General features: G+C 51.5%; 16 protein-coding genes and 1 riboswitch. Of the genes, 4 read left to right on the top strand and 12 right to left on the bottom strand.

Translation table 11 applies throughout. The features are described 5' to 3' along the window. Positions 1–381: 381 nt before the first annotated feature. The 8 genes from thiC to lpxK form a co-directional block, all read right to left on the bottom strand. Positions 382–2,256, bottom strand: coding sequence for a phosphomethylpyrimidine synthase ThiC (gene thiC, locus ACM67B_RS03620; protein ID WP_416190186.1), 1,875 nt, complete (start codon positions 2,254–2,256; stop codon positions 382–384). A gap of 98 nt (positions 2,257–2,354) precedes the next feature. Next, positions 2,355–2,452: riboswitch (TPP riboswitch) on the bottom strand. 124 nt (positions 2,453–2,576) lie between these two features. Next, positions 2,577–3,581: an ADP-glyceromanno-heptose 6-epimerase gene (gene rfaD / locus ACM67B_RS03615; RefSeq protein ID WP_416190185.1), complete on the bottom strand. Its 1,005-nt coding sequence runs from the start codon at positions 3,579–3,581 to the stop codon at positions 2,577–2,579. A 68-nt stretch (positions 3,582–3,649) separates the two neighbouring features. Continuing rightward, the gene (gene rfaE1, locus ACM67B_RS03610; RefSeq protein ID WP_416190184.1) at positions 3,650–4,612 is read right to left on the bottom strand and encodes a D-glycero-beta-D-manno-heptose-7-phosphate kinase; all 963 of its coding nucleotides are present in this window, start codon (positions 4,610–4,612) and stop codon (positions 3,650–3,652) included. A 124-nt stretch (positions 4,613–4,736) separates the two neighbouring features. After that, a complete protein-coding gene (pyrF, locus tag ACM67B_RS03605) occupies positions 4,737–5,474 on the bottom strand; it encodes an orotidine-5'-phosphate decarboxylase (protein ID WP_416190183.1) in 738 nt (245 codons plus the stop codon). Between the two features lie 147 nt (positions 5,475–5,621). Next, complete coding sequence (adk, locus tag ACM67B_RS03600; protein ID WP_416190182.1) at positions 5,622–6,269, bottom strand: adenylate kinase; 648 nt, start codon at positions 6,267–6,269, stop codon at positions 5,622–5,624. A gap of 111 nt (positions 6,270–6,380) precedes the next feature. Further along, a complete protein-coding gene (gene kdsB, locus ACM67B_RS03595) occupies positions 6,381–7,139 on the bottom strand; it encodes a 3-deoxy-manno-octulosonate cytidylyltransferase (protein ID WP_416190181.1) in 759 nt (252 codons plus the stop codon). Next, entirely contained in the window at positions 7,136–7,318 is a 183-nt protein-coding gene (locus ACM67B_RS03590; protein WP_096294814.1) for a Trm112 family protein, read from the bottom strand. Before ACM67B_RS03590 ends, kdsB begins: the two co-directional genes overlap by 4 nt. Positions 7,319–7,369: 51 nt before the next feature. After that, the gene (gene lpxK / locus ACM67B_RS03585) at positions 7,370–8,416 is read right to left on the bottom strand and encodes a tetraacyldisaccharide 4'-kinase (RefSeq protein WP_416190180.1); all 1,047 of its coding nucleotides are present in this window, start codon (positions 8,414–8,416) and stop codon (positions 7,370–7,372) included. 393 nt (positions 8,417–8,809) lie between these two features. On the opposite strand from lpxK, the gene xseA reads away from it, so the two are divergent. From xseA to ACM67B_RS03570, 3 genes are all read left to right on the top strand, one after another. Then, positions 8,810–10,165, top strand: coding sequence for an exodeoxyribonuclease VII large subunit (gene xseA / locus ACM67B_RS03580; RefSeq protein WP_416190179.1), 1,356 nt, complete (start codon positions 8,810–8,812; stop codon positions 10,163–10,165). 133 nt (positions 10,166–10,298) lie between these two features. After that, positions 10,299–11,051 carry a CDP-diacylglycerol--serine O-phosphatidyltransferase gene (gene pssA, locus ACM67B_RS03575; RefSeq protein ID WP_416190511.1) on the top strand — a complete coding sequence of 251 codons (753 nt, stop codon included), beginning with the start codon at positions 10,299–10,301 and terminating at the stop codon, positions 11,049–11,051. Positions 11,052–11,057: 6 nt separating this feature from the next. After that, on the top strand, positions 11,058–11,864 hold the full coding sequence (locus ACM67B_RS03570) for a sulfite exporter TauE/SafE family protein (protein ID WP_416190178.1): 807 nt from the start codon (positions 11,058–11,060) through the stop codon (positions 11,862–11,864). Between the two features lie 198 nt (positions 11,865–12,062). Here the strand turns inward: ACM67B_RS03570 and ACM67B_RS03565 are convergent, their stop codons facing one another. After that, positions 12,063–12,731 carry a sulfite exporter TauE/SafE family protein gene (locus tag ACM67B_RS03565; protein WP_416190177.1) on the bottom strand — a complete coding sequence of 223 codons (669 nt, stop codon included), beginning with the start codon at positions 12,729–12,731 and terminating at the stop codon, positions 12,063–12,065. 178 nt (positions 12,732–12,909) lie between these two features. Here ACM67B_RS03565 and lysM point away from each other — a divergent pair, with 178 nt between their 5' ends. After that, positions 12,910–13,386 (top strand): peptidoglycan-binding protein LysM, encoded by a 477-nt coding sequence (gene lysM, locus ACM67B_RS03560; protein WP_095502856.1) that lies wholly within the window; start codon positions 12,910–12,912, stop codon positions 13,384–13,386. An 88-nt stretch (positions 13,387–13,474) separates the two neighbouring features. Here lysM and ACM67B_RS03555 read toward each other — a convergent pair whose 3' ends face one another. From ACM67B_RS03555 to ACM67B_RS03545, 3 genes are read right to left on the bottom strand one after another with little or no spacing between them, the layout of a single operon-like run. Then, positions 13,475–13,714 carry a DUF333 domain-containing protein gene (locus ACM67B_RS03555; protein ID WP_416190176.1) on the bottom strand — a complete coding sequence of 80 codons (240 nt, stop codon included), beginning with the start codon at positions 13,712–13,714 and terminating at the stop codon, positions 13,475–13,477. Positions 13,715–13,774: 60 nt separating this feature from the next. Beyond that, entirely contained in the window at positions 13,775–14,551 is a 777-nt protein-coding gene (locus ACM67B_RS03550; RefSeq protein WP_416190175.1) for a TatD family hydrolase, read from the bottom strand. A 20-nt stretch (positions 14,552–14,571) separates the two neighbouring features. Next, positions 14,572–14,928 carry a PilZ domain-containing protein gene (locus ACM67B_RS03545; protein WP_416190174.1) on the bottom strand — a complete coding sequence of 119 codons (357 nt, stop codon included), beginning with the start codon at positions 14,926–14,928 and terminating at the stop codon, positions 14,572–14,574.

Here is a 14,928-nt window from a genome sequence, read left to right as displayed (position 1 = left end):
GCCGTCTGAAAAATTCAGACGGCTTTTATTCTATGTTGTTCTGAATGCTGTTTTGTAATAAATATATTGAGACCTTTGCAAAACCCTAGATTTGAGTACAGTTCAAAGTTGTAGCAGCACAGAAAGCGCAGGATATATCATAAAGATAGGCAAGCTTTCGAGCAGCGCACAACGAAGAAATGTGCCAAAGATGGGGATTTTGCAAAGGTCCCATATTGTCTGTAAAACACTATATAAATGACGGTATTTTTTCAGACGGCCTTTCCATCAAATTGAAAATCAGCTCCGACATTACCTTTAAATAATCTTCGCTCAAGCTTTCACCTTAAACCGCAACAATATGCCGTCTGAAACACATTCCTTTCAGACGGCATATTTCTATCAACTATAAATCTTCGCACCCTTTTGCACAAATTCCACCGCTTTTTCCGCCATGCCTTTTTGCGCGGCGGCATAATCGCGCACTTCCTGCGTGATTTTCATCGAGCAGAATTTGGGGCCACACATTGAGCAGAAATGGGCAATTTTCGCGCCTTCGGCAGGCAAAGTGGCATCGTGATAGCTTTCTGCACGCTCGGGGTCGAGGCTTAGGCGGAATTGGTCGCGCCAGCGGAATTCAAAGCGTGCTTTGGATAAGGCATTATCGCGTACTTGTGCACCCGGCCAGCCTTTGGCCAAATCGGCGGCGTGCGCGGCGAGCTTATACGTGATGATACCGGTTCGCACGTCTTCTTTGTCCGGCAAGCCCAAGTGTTCTTTCGGGGTGACGTAACACAGCATAGCCGTGCCGTACCAGCCGATATTGGCCGCGCCAATGCCGGAAGTAATATGGTCGTAAGCTGGTGCGATGTCGGTCACCAACGGACCTAAGGTATAAAACGGCGCTTCAAAACAATGCTGCAATTCTTCGGTCATGTTTTGCTTCACGCGCTGCAGCGGCACATGGCCGGGGCCTTCAATCATCACCTGCACATCGTGCTCCCATGCTTTGGCGGTCAATTCGCCCAGCGTGTGCAATTCGCCGAACTGCGCCGCATCGTTGGAATCGGCCACGCAGCCGGGGCGCAAGCCGTCGCCCAAGCTGAACGACACATCATACGCCTTCATGATTTCGCAAATCTCGTCAAAATGCGTGTAGAGGAAGTTTTCTTGATGATGCGCCAAGCACCATTTCGCCATAATCGAGCCGCCGCGCGACACAATGCCGGTGAGGCGGTCAGCAGTCAGCGGCACATAGCGCAGCAGCACACCGGCATGAATGGTGAAATAATCCACGCCCTGTTCCGCCTGCTCAATCAAGGTATCGCGGAACAAATCCCAAGTTAAATCTTCGGCAATGCCGCCGGTTTTTTCCAAAGCCTGATAAATCGGCACAGTACCAATCGGCACGGGTGCGTTGCGGATAATCCATTCGCGCGTTTCGTGAATATGCGCACCGGTGGACAAATCCATAATCGTATCCGCACCCCAGCGCAGCGCCCACACCATTTTTTCCACTTCTTCGGTCAGGCTGGACGTTACCGCCGAGTTGCCCAAGTTGCCATTGATTTTGACGCGGAAATTGCGACCGATAATCATTGGCTCCAATTCAGGGGGGTTGATGTTGGCTGGAATGATGGCGCGGCCGGCAGCGATTTCTTGGCGCACAAATTCAGGCGTTATTTGGTCGGGATGGGTTGGCAGATTGGCGCCGAAACTTTCGCCCGCGTGTTGCTTGACTAATTTGGCGTATTCAGGCCGTCTGAACACTTCGTCCATCTTCATGCGCTCGCGCAAGGCAACGAATTCCATTTCCGGCGTGATGATGCCTTGGCGCGCGTAGTGCATTTGCGTGACGTTTTTACCGGCTTTGGCACGGCGCGGCTGGGTAATTTGGTTGAAACGCAGATGCGCAGTTTGCGGATCATGGGCGCGTTCCAAGCCATATTCGCTGGATAAGCCGCTCAAGATTTCCGTGTCGCCACGTTCGTCCAGCCATGCGCTGCGGATATGCGGCAAGCCTTGTTTCAAATCGATTTTGGCGGTCGGGTCACCGTATGCGCCGCTGGTATCGTACACCGGAATCGGCGGATTCGGCTCACGGCCACGGTCGCTCACGGTATCATCTTGGCGGATTTCGCGCAAAGGCACGCGGATGTCGGCGCGGCTGCCGGAAAGATAGACTTTGTCGGAATTGGGATAAGCAAACTGAATACCCAAATCATGGGAGAGCTGGTCGAGTTGGGCGGCTTCGTTGCCGTTGGTTTTGAGTGCCATAAAAAGTGCTCCTGTTTCTCGTTTATCAGAATAAAACGAAACAGGAGCGGTGTTTGGGCTTTCAGACGGCCTGATGGATAAAATCAGGCCGTCTGAACAATAAACTCGCTGAAACTCCCCACGCAGGTATTATCCTGATCGGGTGGTATAAGGGTAATTCTCAGCCGCGCATGGCGCAGCACCCCTGTTTCGGTTAAGGAAAATTAAAGCATAAACGGCAAATATTGTAAATCCTGATTTGCATGAGTTCCCATCCTTTCTCAAAAAGAAACAGGCCGTCTGAAAATTTTTCAGACGGCCTGTTGAATTAAATTCAATGATTAAACCAAGTTTGCCAACATCCATTGCACATAGCGGCTCACACCTTCTTTGACATCAAAGAAAGATTCATCATAGCCGGCTGCACGCAGCTTGCTGATGTCAGCTTCGGTAAAGCTTTGGTATTTGCCTTTTAATGCGTCGGGGAACGGAATGTAGCGAATCAGTTCTTCTTTCACCAATTCTTCCAAGCTCATTTCCGGTTTGCCTTCGGCAGCGCGGCAGGCGTTGACGGTGGCGGCGGCCAAGTCGTTAAATTGCTGGCTGCGGCCGGTGCCTAAATTGAAAATGCCGGATAATTCGGGATTATCGAAGAAGAATAGGTTCACTTTGGCCACGTCTTCCACGCTGACGAAATCGCGGGTTTGCTCGCCGTTGCCGTAGCCGTCGTTGGCGCCGAACAGGTTCACATAGCCGTTTTCACGGTATTGGTTGAAATGATGGAAAGCTACCGAAGCCATGCGGCCTTTGTGTTGCTCCATTTGGCCGTACACATTGAAATAGCGGAAACCCACCACTTGCGCGGTCAAGCCTTCTTCCATGCGGCGGCGCAATACTTGGTCGAACAGGAATTTTGAATAACCATACACATTCAGCGGCTTTTCCAATTCGCGCTCTTCGCGGAAAATCTCGCCCTTGCCGTACACCGCCGCACTAGACGCATAGAGCAACGGAATACGTTCATCTTGGCACCAATCGAGCAAATCCAGCGTGTATTGATAGTTGTTGTCCATCATATACAGGCCGTCGTGGTTCATGGTGTCGGAACACGCGCCTTGGTGGAACACGGCTTGAATGTCGTCGTAAGGCAAGGCATGTTCGCGCACTTGGCGGATGAATTCGTGTTTGTCGAGATAATGGCTGATTTCGCATTCGGCCAGATTTTTGAATTTTTCGCCGCGCGTCAGGTTATCCACCGCCACGATGTCGGTGATGCCGCGTGCATTCAGCGCTTTGACGATGTTGCTGCCAATAAAGCCGGCCGCGCCGGTTACGATGATGGTCATAACAATTCCTTTTGTTTTTCAGACGGCCTATTCAATCAAGGCCGTCTGAATCGTTGAATATTCAATGTTTATTGGTCGGCTAATGCGGTTTGCAACTCGTCAAACGAGCAAACCGCCGTACCCAATTTCGCCACCACCACACCGGCGGCGGTATTGGCCAAATGCATGGATTCGGGCATGGTAAAACCGGCGGCCATTGCCAAGCCCATACCGGCAATCACGGTATCGCCCGCGCCGGACACGTCATACACTTCCTGCGCACGCGTCGGCTGGTACACCGCTTCGCCGTCGTTAAACAGCGTCATGCCCTCTTCGCTGCGGGTCAGCAAAATGGCGGTTAAATCGAGATGGCGGCGCAGGTGTTGTGCTTTGTCTGTCAGCTCGTCTTCGTTGCGCCAGCTGCCGACCACTTCTTTCAATTCACTGCGGTTGGGCGTAATCAAGGTCGCACCGGCGTATTTTTCGTAATCGTCGCCTTTCGGGTCAATCAACACGATTTTGCCCGCCTGTTTCGCCCAATCAATCATGTCGGCGATGTGGGTCAGGCCGCCTTTGCCGTAATCGGAAAAAATCACCGCATCGTAATCGGGCAACACTTCTTGATAGCGTGATTTGACCTGTTCTAATACTTCGTGATGCGGCAGTTCTTCAAAATCCAGACGAATCAATTGCTGATTGCGGGCGACCACGCGCAGCTTCACCGTCGTGGCGATTTGTTCGTCGCGCATCAAATAAGATTCCACGCCGTCTTGCTGCATCAGCTGGTCGAGCGAATCGGCGGCTTCGTCATGACCGGTAACCGACAATAATCCGGCCTTGCCGCCCAAAGAAGCAATATTGCGCGCCACATTGGCCGCCCCGCCCGCACGTTGGTCGATTTGGTTGATTTTCGCCACCGGCACCGGCGCTTCAGGCGAAATACGCGATACGTCACCGAACCAATAGCGGTCGAGCATAACATCGCCCACCACCAACACGCGCGCTTGGGCGAAACGCTGCTGTACATCTGCTGCTTGGAATTTTTGTACCATATTGAATCAATTCCTGATTTGGGTATGCTGCTTGATGGCGTGAATCGGTTTTCCGTTCACACCGATATGGTTATATTTTCAATTCAATGCCTTATGATTCTAACCATCCTTAAGGCCGTCTGAACTATTCCGCCGGATTGGCCACTCGGTTTACTTCGCGCAACACGGCAATCGGGTCGGCTGCTTGCGTGACCGGACGACCCATCACCAAATAAGTCGAACCAGTGGCCAAAGCTTGAGCCGGCGTCATGATGCGGCGTTGGTCATCGTTGTTACCGGCAATATCCAAGCGGATGCCCGGCGTTACCAACACAAAATCTTCGCCCAACTCACGGCGCAGCGGCGTGGCTTCCAAAGGAGAGCAAACCACACCATCCAAGCCCGAGCTTTGGGTTAATTTTGCCAAACGCAATACTTGCTGCTCCGGCTCAATATCCAAGCCGATTTCCGCCATGTCGCTTTGTTCCATGCTGGTCAATACGGTCACGCCGATTAGCAAAGGTTTTTGCGCATGATTGGCAATGGCTTCCGCCGCAGCTTCCATCATGCGGCGGCCACCCGAAGCGTGCAAATCAACCATCCACACGCCCATATCAGCGGCCACGCGGCAAGCTTGGGCTACGGTATTGGGAATATCGTGGTATTTCAAATCCAAGAATAATTTAAAGCCTTGGTTAATCAGCTTTTCCGCCAACGGGCGGCCGGTTGCGGTAAACAATTCTTTGCCGATTTTGATTTGGCACAAGCTCGGGTCGAGCGTGCGCACAAAATTCAGTGTATCGGCTTCGTTGGCAAAATCCAAGGCCACAATCACCGGCGTGCGGGTTTGCGGCAGGTGAAAATCAGTGATTAACGGGTTCATTATGATTCCTATCAAAGCAAGCCGCGCGGCAACATCCGCACTGGCCTTTATCATCAGTTCATCTGGATTTTAACAGTTTTTCCATACAAAAAGGCCGTCTGAAAGAAATTTTTCAGACGGCCTTTTTATCTTTTCATGGGTACAAAATTATTTACCCAATGCAGTCAATACCTGCTCTTTCACTGCTTCAACGGCTTGCGTGCCGTCAACTTTAATGTATTTCGGTGCGTGTTCGCCTTCCAATTTGCTGTAGAAACCCACCAGCACTTCGGTTTGCTCGTGATACACGTCCAATCGTTTTTTCACAGTTTCTTCTTTGTCGTCATCACGTTGGATCAAATCTTCGCCGGTTACGTCGTCTTTGCCTTCAACTTTCGGCGGATTGTAAGAAACGTGGTAAGTGCGGCCTGATGGCAAATGCACGCGGCGGCCGCTCATGCGGTCAACAATCACGCTGTCGGGTACATCGATTTCGACTACCGCGTCTAAATCCACACCGGCTTCAACCATGGCTTCGGCTTGCGCCAAAGTGCGTGGAAAACCGTCGAACAGGAAACCATCTTTGCAATCGTCTTGGGCGATGCGTTCTTTAACCATGCCGATGATGATGTCGTCGCGTACCAAGCCGCCTTCATCGATGATTTTTTTTGCTTCCAAGCCCAGCGGTGTGCCGGCTTTGATGGCCGCGCGCAACATGTCGCCGGTCGAGATTTGCGGAATGCCAAAAGCGGCGGTAATGAATTGCGCCTGTGTGCCTTTACCTGCACCCGGTGCACCCAACAATAATACTTTCATGGTTTGTCCTCTGTTTGTGTTCATGATTTTTACATTACTATCATAATACTTTACACGCCGTCTGAAAAGGTTTGCGGCAAGCGCACGGTTTTTCAGACGGCCTGCTCATATTTATGCTTGAAACACCTGCAACACGCGTTCTAAATCTTCCTGCGTGTCCACACCGGCGGCCGGTGCGTGGTCGGTGACTTCCACCGCAATCGGGAAGCCGTGCCACAATACGCGCAATTGTTCCAACGATTCAATGGTTTCCAGCGGTGACACGCTCATTTCGGCATAGCGTTGCAGGAAACCGGCGCGGTAGGCGTAAATGCCGATGTGACGCAAAACCGGCGTTTCCTGCGGCAATTCACGCAGGTTTTCGCGCATGGTATCGCGCGGGAACGGAATCGGTGCACGGCTGAAATACATAGCATTGCGGTTTTTATCCAGCAACACTTTGACCACGTTCGGATTCATAAATTCATCAAAATCGTGCAATTCATGCGCGGCAGTGGCCATTTGCACATTGTTTTCCACCAACACTTCGGCAGTGCGGTTGATTAGTTCCGGCTCGATTAACGGCTCATCGCCCTGCACGTTTACCACAATTAAATGCTGCGGCAGGTTAAGCTTTTTCACCGCTTCGGCCAGACGCGTGCTGCCGCTCTCATGCGTATCGGCCGTCATCACCACTTCTACGCCGTGCGCTTGGCAAGCCGCTTGAATGTCGGCATGATCGGTCGCTACCACCACGCGCGCAGCCTGGCTTTTAGCGGCCTGCTCGGCCACGCGTACCACCATCGGCTTGCCGTGAATATCGGCCAATGCCTTACCCGGCAAGCGTGAAGACGACAAACGCGCCGGAATCAACACCACAAATTCGGTCATGCGTGCAATTCCTCTTCGGTCAATTCACGCGCTTCGTTTTGCAGCATATAAGGAATGCCGTCACGAATCGGATAAGCCAATTTCGCTTGGCGGCTCCACAATTCCTGCTTGTCTTGATGGTATTCGAGCGGACCTTTGGTTACGGGGCAGACCAAGATGTCTAAGAATTTTTTTTCCATGGTTTCGGCTTTCTTTGAGAAAGTGTTTGGCGGTCGTCTGACGGGTTTGCTTCAATCTTCATCACACCGCTTAGCTGGCGATTCGATATTCAGACGGCCTAATACAAAATCAGCTAAATCAGGCTCGATTATCGCACAAATAGGCAACACCCACACATGATTTAAAGCATCGGAATCAAGGCCGTCTGAAAGTTTCACCGCGTCTTTTTCGGTGATGAATACAAAATCAGCGTGTGGCAAATCCTGCGGCGTGATGGCGGCATGGTCGGGTAATGCGAGCGTTTGTTGCAATTCAATGCCCAGCGCACGCAGGGAATTAAAAAAACGCTCGGGCTTGGCAATGCCTGCCGCTGCAGCGGCGCGGCTGTTTTTCAGACGGCCTAAGTCTAATTTTTCAGACGGCTGGTTCAAGCGGTAAATCTGGCCGCTTTCCACACAACTGGCAAACATATGTTCAGACGGCCTAAAGGTCGGATTTTGCCCGCCGCTCACCACTACCGCGTCCACCGAAGCCAAGCGCGATAAAGGTTCGCGCAAACCGCCGTTGGGCAGCAAATCCAAATCGTTACGCGCGATATCGGCAAACGGAAACACCACAATTTCAATATCGCGCTGCAAAGCATAGTGTTGCAAACCGTCATCAGCCACAATAATTTGCACATGCGGATGAGCCGCCAACAACGCCCGCCCTGCCGCCACCCGACTGCTGCCGACCGCCACCGGCGCACCGGTTTGACGATACAGCAGCAAAGGCTCGTCACCGGTTTGCGCGGCAGTGCTGCTTGCAGTTAATACATGCACGTTTTTTTCCGTCCGCCCATAGCCGCGGCTGATGATGCCCACGCTTACCCCGCGCTGCTGTAAACCCGACACCAGCGCGGACACAATCGGCGTTTTACCCGCGCCACCCGCGTGAATATTGCCCACCACCGCCACCGGCACCTGCAATTTTTCGCTCGGCGTGCGCCCCGCCAAAAAATCCTGCCGCCGCTTGATCGCAATGCGGGCGAACACGGCCGACAAAGGCTTCAGCAACACACGCAGCCACGGCTTGGGCTGTTGCCAATGTTGTTCAATAATTTGATGCAGCTTGGGCATTCAGACGGCCTTTATAAACTGGGAACGATAATATAGCATTGAAAGGGAAAAGATATAAAGTTTGAAACCTTTGTAAAACGCCATACCCACCAATAAAAACCAAAAACGCCGTCATTCCCGCGTAGGCGGGAATCCATTTATGAGAGCGGAAACCTATTGAATGGAAAAGGTTTCTTAGGTGCTGAGATGGATTCCCGCCTACGCGGGAATGACGGCGGTTATGTGCGTTCCGGCATTTGAATGCGTTTTGCAAAGGTCTCAGTTTGATTGTGTTTACCCTCAATATAACCTGCTTTCAGACGGCCTTTTCTTTACAAGGCCGTCTGAAAGCATAGCTTGAATACAGCGAAAACCTTTATAATCCCCACTTTCCCCTAATCCCCAACACCCGCCATGTCCGATTTATTCACCGCTGCTTCCCTATCCGTTTCCGAACTCAACGCGCTGGCCAAAAACTTGCTGGAAGACCATCTTTCCGGCTTGTGGATTGCGGGCGAGGTGTCGAATCTCACGCGGGCGGCGAGCGGGCATTATTATTTTTCGCTGAAAGACAGCCGCGCGCAGGTGCGTTGTGCGATGTTTAAGGGGGCGGCGGTACGTTTGAGCCAGCCTTTGAAGGAAGGCGATCACATCGAAGTCAGCGGCAAAATCAGCATTTACGAGGCGCGCGGCGAATTTCAGATTACGGTCAACGAAGTACGCATGGTTGGTTTGGGGCGTTTGTATGAGGCGTATGAAAAGCTGAAAGCCAAATTGCAGCTTGAGGGCGTGTTCGATTTGGCACGCAAAAAGCCGCTGCCCCCCCATCCGCAAACCATCGGCATTGTCACCAGTTTGGCAGCAGCGGCTTTGCGTGATGTGGTGTCGACGCTGAAACGCCGTGCGCCGGAAATTCCGGTGATTATTTATCCGACTGCGGTGCAAGGTGCGGGCAGCGAATTGCAGATTGCCCAAGCGATTCAGACGGCCTCGGCGCGGGCGGAATGTGATGTGTTGATTGTGTGTCGCGGCGGCGGCAGCATTGAAGATTTGTGGGCGTTTAACGAAAAGCCGGTAGTGCGGGCGATTGAGCAATGCGCGATTCCGGTGGTCAGCGGTGTAGGTCATGAAACGGATTTCACGCTGGCGGATTTTGTGGCCGATGTGCGCGCACCCACGCCAACCGGCGCGGCGGAATTGGTCAGCCCCAACCGTTTGGAATCGCTGCATAAATTGGCGCAGGCGCAAGGCCGTCTGAAAACGGTGTTGCAACAGCGTTATTATGATGCCAGTCAGAAAGTGGATTGGCTGGCGCGACAAATCCGTCATCCGCGCCAAAAATTAACCGAGCAGCGCGTGCAAGTGCAAGGCTTGGCGCAGCATTTGCGCTTTGCCATGCAGCAAAACCACCGCTTCAACACGCAACAATTGTCGCGCCAAACACAGGCTTTACTCCATTTGCGCCTTGATGTTTCGCAGCCGAAACGTGAAGTAGCACAATTTCAGACGGCCTTAGCGCAATCGTTTGCCATTTTGCTGAAACAACGCCGTCAAACCTTGGAAAAACAATCTGCGCTATTGGAAGCCGTGTCGCCGCAACACATTTTGGCACGCGGTTTTTCGGTGGTGAAAAACAGCCGCGGCCAAGTGGTGCAAAGTTCGGCCGAATTGAAGCAAGGCCAAAAGCTGCATATTGTGTTTGCCGACGGTGAAACCGATGTGCGCGTCACCGGCGAAACGGCACAACCCGATTTGTTTGATTTTTCGTGAAGCCGTCGTCAGGCCGGTAAAAATACGAAAACCGCCGATACCTGAGCTCTTTGAGAGTTGCCATCATTTGAGAAACGGTATAAGGTATCCCTACATTCAATAACATGCATTCTTACGGAAAAATATGGAAAACATGGAAAACCCCAACCCGGTTCCGCCACGCGCGTCTTTACGTCAGAACAGCATTTACCTTTTGCCCAATTCCTTCACGATTGCGGCGCTCTTTGCCGCGTTTTACGCCATCACCCAAGCCATGCACGGCCAATATGAAACGGCGGCGATTGCGGTGTTTATCGCCATGCTGCTCGATGGCATGGACGGCCGCGTCGCCCGCCTGACCAATTCGCAAAGTGCGTTCGGCGAGCAGCTCGACAGCTTGGCCGATATGGTCAGCTTCGGCGTGGCACCTGCCTTGATTGCCTATAAATGGCAGCTTTGGCAGTTCGGCAAAATCGGCTATTCGGTCGCCTTTATCTATTGTGCCTGCGCTGCTTTGCGTTTGGCTTTGTTCAACACCTTAATCGGCAAAGTGGACAAACGCTGGTTTATCGGCATTCCAAGCCCGACCGCCGCCGCGCTGATTGTCGGCCTGATTTGGGTTAACCATAGCGTCGAGCGTTTCCCTGGTGTGCATTGGTGGGCGCTGGGTATTACGCTGTTTGCCGGTTTGTCGATGATTGCGCAGATTCCGTTTTGGAGCTTTAAAGAAATCAATATCCGCCGCAAAGTGCCGTTTATGGGCATGGTGCTGGCCGTGTTGATTTTGCTGCTGGTGACGTGGGAGCCGTCGCTGGTGTTATTCTTATTCTTCTTCGGCTACAGCCTGTCGGGCTATATTTTGGCGGCGCGCCGTTGGTTGCGCAAACGCCGCCATAAAACCGCTTAATATTCAATGGATAATCTTGATGTGATTCTCGCGCTGCTGGCCGGCGGCAGCGCGGCCGGTTTTTTGGCCGGTCTGTTTGGCGTCGGCGGCGGCACGATTATCGTGCCGATTGTTTTGTGGGCATTGCATTTGCAATATGGCGACGAACACCCTTACGCCCAGCATTTGGCCATTGGTTCATCGTTTGCCGTCATGGTGTTCACCACTTTATCCAGCATGTATGCACAACACAAAAAGCGCGCTATCGATTGGCCGACTGTCGGCAAAATGTCGCCCGGTATGATTGGCGGCGTGTTTATCGGCGCGGCTTCGGCCAAATTTATCCCCACTTACGGGCTGCAAATTTTCTTTATCGTATTCATCACACTAATTGCCCTGCGCACACTGATGAACAGCAAAACCGTGCCTTCATGCCATCTGCCCGGTTTTGCCGGACTCAGCAGCGTAGGCGTGATTTTCGGCACGGCATCAAGCTGGGTTGGTGTGGGTGGTGGTTCATTGTCGGTACCGTTTTTAATGTATTGCAATATGCCGGCACACCGCGCCATCGGCACTTCCAGCGGATTGGCGTGGCCGATTGCGGTGGCGGGCACAATCGGTTATTTGGCCGCAGGCTGGCAGATTGCGGATTTACCTGAAGGCTCGCTGGGCTTTGTTTATTTACCTGCGGTATTGGTATTAAGCATTGCAACCATGTTGTTTGCCCCGCTGGGCGTGAAATTTTCGCACAAACTGCCTGCGGATAAATTGAAAAAAACTTTTGGTGTGTTGTTGCTGTTGATTGCACTGCGTATGTTGTGGAAGTTGTTATAAATGAAAGGCCGAGACCTTTGCAAAACCCTAGATTTGAGTACAGTTCAAAGTTGTAGCAGCGCAGAAAGCGAAGACATATCACAAAGATAGGCAAGCTTTCGAGCAGCGCACAACGAAGAAATGTGCCAGATATAGGGATTTTGCAAAGGTCTCAGGCCGTCTGAACGTTCAGACGGCCTTTGAACATCATGCCCAAGCTTACCTGAAAAATACAGCCAAACGCCACACCGCCCACGCTGCCACCAACAACCCGGCGATTAAGCGTACCTTGCGATTTTGCAGAAAACTCTTCAACTGCGCGGCAAAGAAACCCATCGCCAGCAAATTCGGCAGCGTACCCAATGCAAACGCCAGCATATACAGGCCGCCATGCCATGCGTTGCCGCTGCCTAAAGCATACAAAGACGCGCTGTACACCAAACCGCACGGCAGCCAGCCCCACAGCATACCCACCGCGAAACAAGCCGGAATCGAACGGATGGGCAACAGCTTGTTCAACACAGGATTCAAACGTTTCCATACCGGCCGCCCCAAACCTTCGATTTTAGTCGCCATACTGGAAATACCCGCCAAATAAAGCCCCAACAGCAACAGCAACACATTGGCCGCCACATACAGAATATTTTGCAGCCAACGCGTTTCATCCAGCGAAATCCCGACTTGTCCGACCAAGCCCAAAATCACACCAATCAACACATAGCTGCTCACACGCCCCAAGTTCAGCAGGATAATCAGCCCTGCCCGATTCAGATTGGGCGGCAGCTGCAACACAAATGCGCTGCTCAAGCCGCCGCACATGCCTGCGCAATGGCCGCCGCCGAAAAAGCCGAGCAGAAAAAGAGTGAGCAAAGTGATTTCGTTGTTCATGGTAGGTTTGTGGGTAAAGTTTCAGATTGTTATTGTAGCAATAATGAACGCTGGCCGCCTGTATTTGTAAAACAAGGTAATACAAGCCTTGCCCTGCTTGTATTTCGGCGCGTTTCATATGATTATTGATTTATTCGGAGCAACTGAATTTTTTAAACACATTTAAAGGAGTGGATTTATGGGTTTGTTCAGCTTTATTAAAAATGCAGGCGAAAAACTGTTTGGTAAAGACGAAAAAGAAGTGGCGGCACAAGCAGCTGCCAACGTCGATGATTTGAACACCAAAGCAGCGGCTGCTATTCAAACATACATCGAAAAACAAAACTTAGGCCTGACCGGCTTGGCCGTGGCTTTCGATGGCGCCAGTGGTAAAGTAACCTTGAGCGGCTCCGCCCCTTCACAAGAAGCAGCCGAAAAAGCCGTTTTGGCAGCGGGCAACGTGACCGGGGTTTCTGATGTCGACAACAACCTGCAATTCCCTGCCGAAGCAGCAGCACAATACCACGACGTAGTCAGCGGCGACACTTTGTCTGCCATCGCGAAAAAATACTACGGCGATGCCAACCAATACATGAAGATCTTTGAAGCCAACAAACCAATGTTGAGCCACCCTGATAAAATCTACGTGGGTCAAAAATTGCGCATTCCTGCCTAATAAATTGATTTCATGAACAAAAGGCCGTCTGAAAGTTTTCTTTCAGACGGCCTTTTGTATGCTTATATCATTGTTTAAAAAAGCTATATTATTGATGGTGCTGACGGAAATACGCCCATTCTTCTACCACGCTGCCATCAGGCAAATGACATTCGCCGTATTCATTGCCTTGCGTATCTTTTTTGATTACCGATTTACCACCCTGCTTCACGCAAAATTCGGCAGCGGGATTGGCTACGCCAACTCTTGGCGATTCAGACTCGCTTTGTTGCGCACAAGCGCTTAATGTAGCAGCAGTGACAGCAGTCATCATTAAAACTTTCAACATTTCGTTTCCTTCTCATCATTTAGACAGGCCGTCTGAAAACATAAAATCCGTCAGGCAGCCTTATCCCACCCAGCGTGGTACTTTTTGAAACAACTGATAAAAGTTTTCCGTGGTATATGCAGCCACGTCTTCTACCGCTTCGCCACGCAATTGGGCGATGAATTCGGCAGTATGACGCACATAAGCCGGCTCGTTGCGTTTACCGCGCTTTGGTACCGGTGCAAGGAAAGGCGCATCCGTTTCCACCAGCATGCGGTCTTTCGGCACATATTTTGCCGCTTCCTGAATCTGCGGTGCGTTTTTAAAGGTCACGATACCGGAAAACGAAATATACAGCCCCAAATCCAATGCGCCTTTGGCAAAGGCCACGTCTTCGGTGAAGCAATGAATCACCCCCGAATTCGTTTGGCATTCTTTCAACATGCGCAGCGTGTCTGCGCCGGCATCGCGGGTATGCACAATCACCGGCAAACCGCTTTCATTCGCCGCTTGAATATGGTCGGCAAAGCGCTGATGTTGCCAAGCCAAATCGCCTTTGCACCAATGGTAATCCAAACCGGTTTCGCCAATGCCGACCACTTTCGGATGCTGCGCCTGCGCCACCATTTCGGCCACGGTAAATTCTTCCGCTTCTTCGCTGTCGGGATGCACGCCGATGGTGCAGTAAATCTGCTCATGAGCTTGGGCGATGGCAAACACTTCGTCAAAGCTCTGCTTGCTCACGCTGATGGCGAGCGCTTGCTTGACTTCGTTTTCCGTCATATTGGCCAACACTTCCAGCAAACGGTCGGCCAAGCCTTCAAAATTCAGATGACAATGTGAATCAATGAGTTGCATAAATTTAAACGTTAAAGTAATCAAAGAGTAAAAGTGGCCCGGTCGCTATGTAATGCACTCCCCAGTTCACCTTCGATAATGGATTGGATTTGCAGGCAGTTTTCGTGTGATGAAAACGCCAAACCAATACCTTTCGGGCGGTTGGCCGATGTGCGCGCCGGATTAATCCATGCCACTTTGGTTGGCAAATACAGCTTGGGATGTCCAGCGATTTCTACTGCCAGTAAAATGTCTTCGCCCAGCGAAAATGCATCATCGGTCGGCACAAATAAACCACCGTATTCAAAAAACGGCATATAGCAATTGTAAAGCGTATGCTTCTCTTCTAATTTTAAAACCAGCATCTTAGGCTGAGTCAGAATTTCTTGAGTATCCAT

The organism is Neisseria sp. CCUG17229 (assembly GCF_047839235.1).
Classification (GTDB): domain Bacteria; phylum Pseudomonadota; class Gammaproteobacteria; order Burkholderiales; family Neisseriaceae; genus Neisseria; species Neisseria brasiliensis.
This window is presented reverse-complemented; position numbering and strand designations above follow the sequence as displayed.

What these genes read in the sequence shown, in the direction of transcription:
- adk (WP_416190182.1), bottom strand. Translation starts at nt 6,269, where the DNA reads ATGAAAGTATTATTGTTGGGTGCACCGGGTGCAGGTAAAGGCACACAG.
- pssA (WP_416190511.1), top strand. Translation starts at nt 10,299, where the DNA reads ATGGAAAACCCCAACCCGGTTCCGCCACGCGCGTCTTTACGTCAGAAC.
- lpxK (WP_416190180.1), bottom strand. Translation starts at nt 8,416, where the DNA reads ATGCCCAAGCTGCATCAAATTATTGAACAACATTGGCAACAGCCCAAG.
- ACM67B_RS03590 (WP_096294814.1), bottom strand. Translation starts at nt 7,318, where the DNA reads ATGGAAAAAAAATTCTTAGACATCTTGGTCTGCCCCGTAACCAAAGGT.
- ACM67B_RS03565 (WP_416190177.1), bottom strand. Translation starts at nt 12,731, where the DNA reads ATGAACAACGAAATCACTTTGCTCACTCTTTTTCTGCTCGGCTTTTTC.
- ACM67B_RS03550 (WP_416190175.1), bottom strand. Translation starts at nt 14,551, where the DNA reads ATGCAACTCATTGATTCACATTGTCATCTGAATTTTGAAGGCTTGGCC.
- lysM (WP_095502856.1), top strand. Translation starts at nt 12,910, where the DNA reads ATGGGTTTGTTCAGCTTTATTAAAAATGCAGGCGAAAAACTGTTTGGT.
- kdsB (WP_416190181.1), bottom strand. Translation starts at nt 7,139, where the DNA reads ATGACCGAATTTGTGGTGTTGATTCCGGCGCGTTTGTCGTCTTCACGC.
- thiC (WP_416190186.1), bottom strand. Translation starts at nt 2,256, where the DNA reads ATGGCACTCAAAACCAACGGCAACGAAGCCGCCCAACTCGACCAGCTC.
- pyrF (WP_416190183.1), bottom strand. Translation starts at nt 5,474, where the DNA reads ATGAACCCGTTAATCACTGATTTTCACCTGCCGCAAACCCGCACGCCG.
- ACM67B_RS03555 (WP_416190176.1), bottom strand. Translation starts at nt 13,714, where the DNA reads ATGTTGAAAGTTTTAATGATGACTGCTGTCACTGCTGCTACATTAAGC.
- ACM67B_RS03570 (WP_416190178.1), top strand. Translation starts at nt 11,058, where the DNA reads ATGGATAATCTTGATGTGATTCTCGCGCTGCTGGCCGGCGGCAGCGCG.
- rfaE1 (WP_416190184.1), bottom strand. Translation starts at nt 4,612, where the DNA reads ATGGTACAAAAATTCCAAGCAGCAGATGTACAGCAGCGTTTCGCCCAA.
- ACM67B_RS03545 (WP_416190174.1), bottom strand. Translation starts at nt 14,928, where the DNA reads ATGGATACTCAAGAAATTCTGACTCAGCCTAAGATGCTGGTTTTAAAA.
- xseA (WP_416190179.1), top strand. Translation starts at nt 8,810, where the DNA reads ATGTCCGATTTATTCACCGCTGCTTCCCTATCCGTTTCCGAACTCAAC.
- rfaD (WP_416190185.1), bottom strand. Translation starts at nt 3,581, where the DNA reads ATGACCATCATCGTAACCGGCGCGGCCGGCTTTATTGGCAGCAACATC.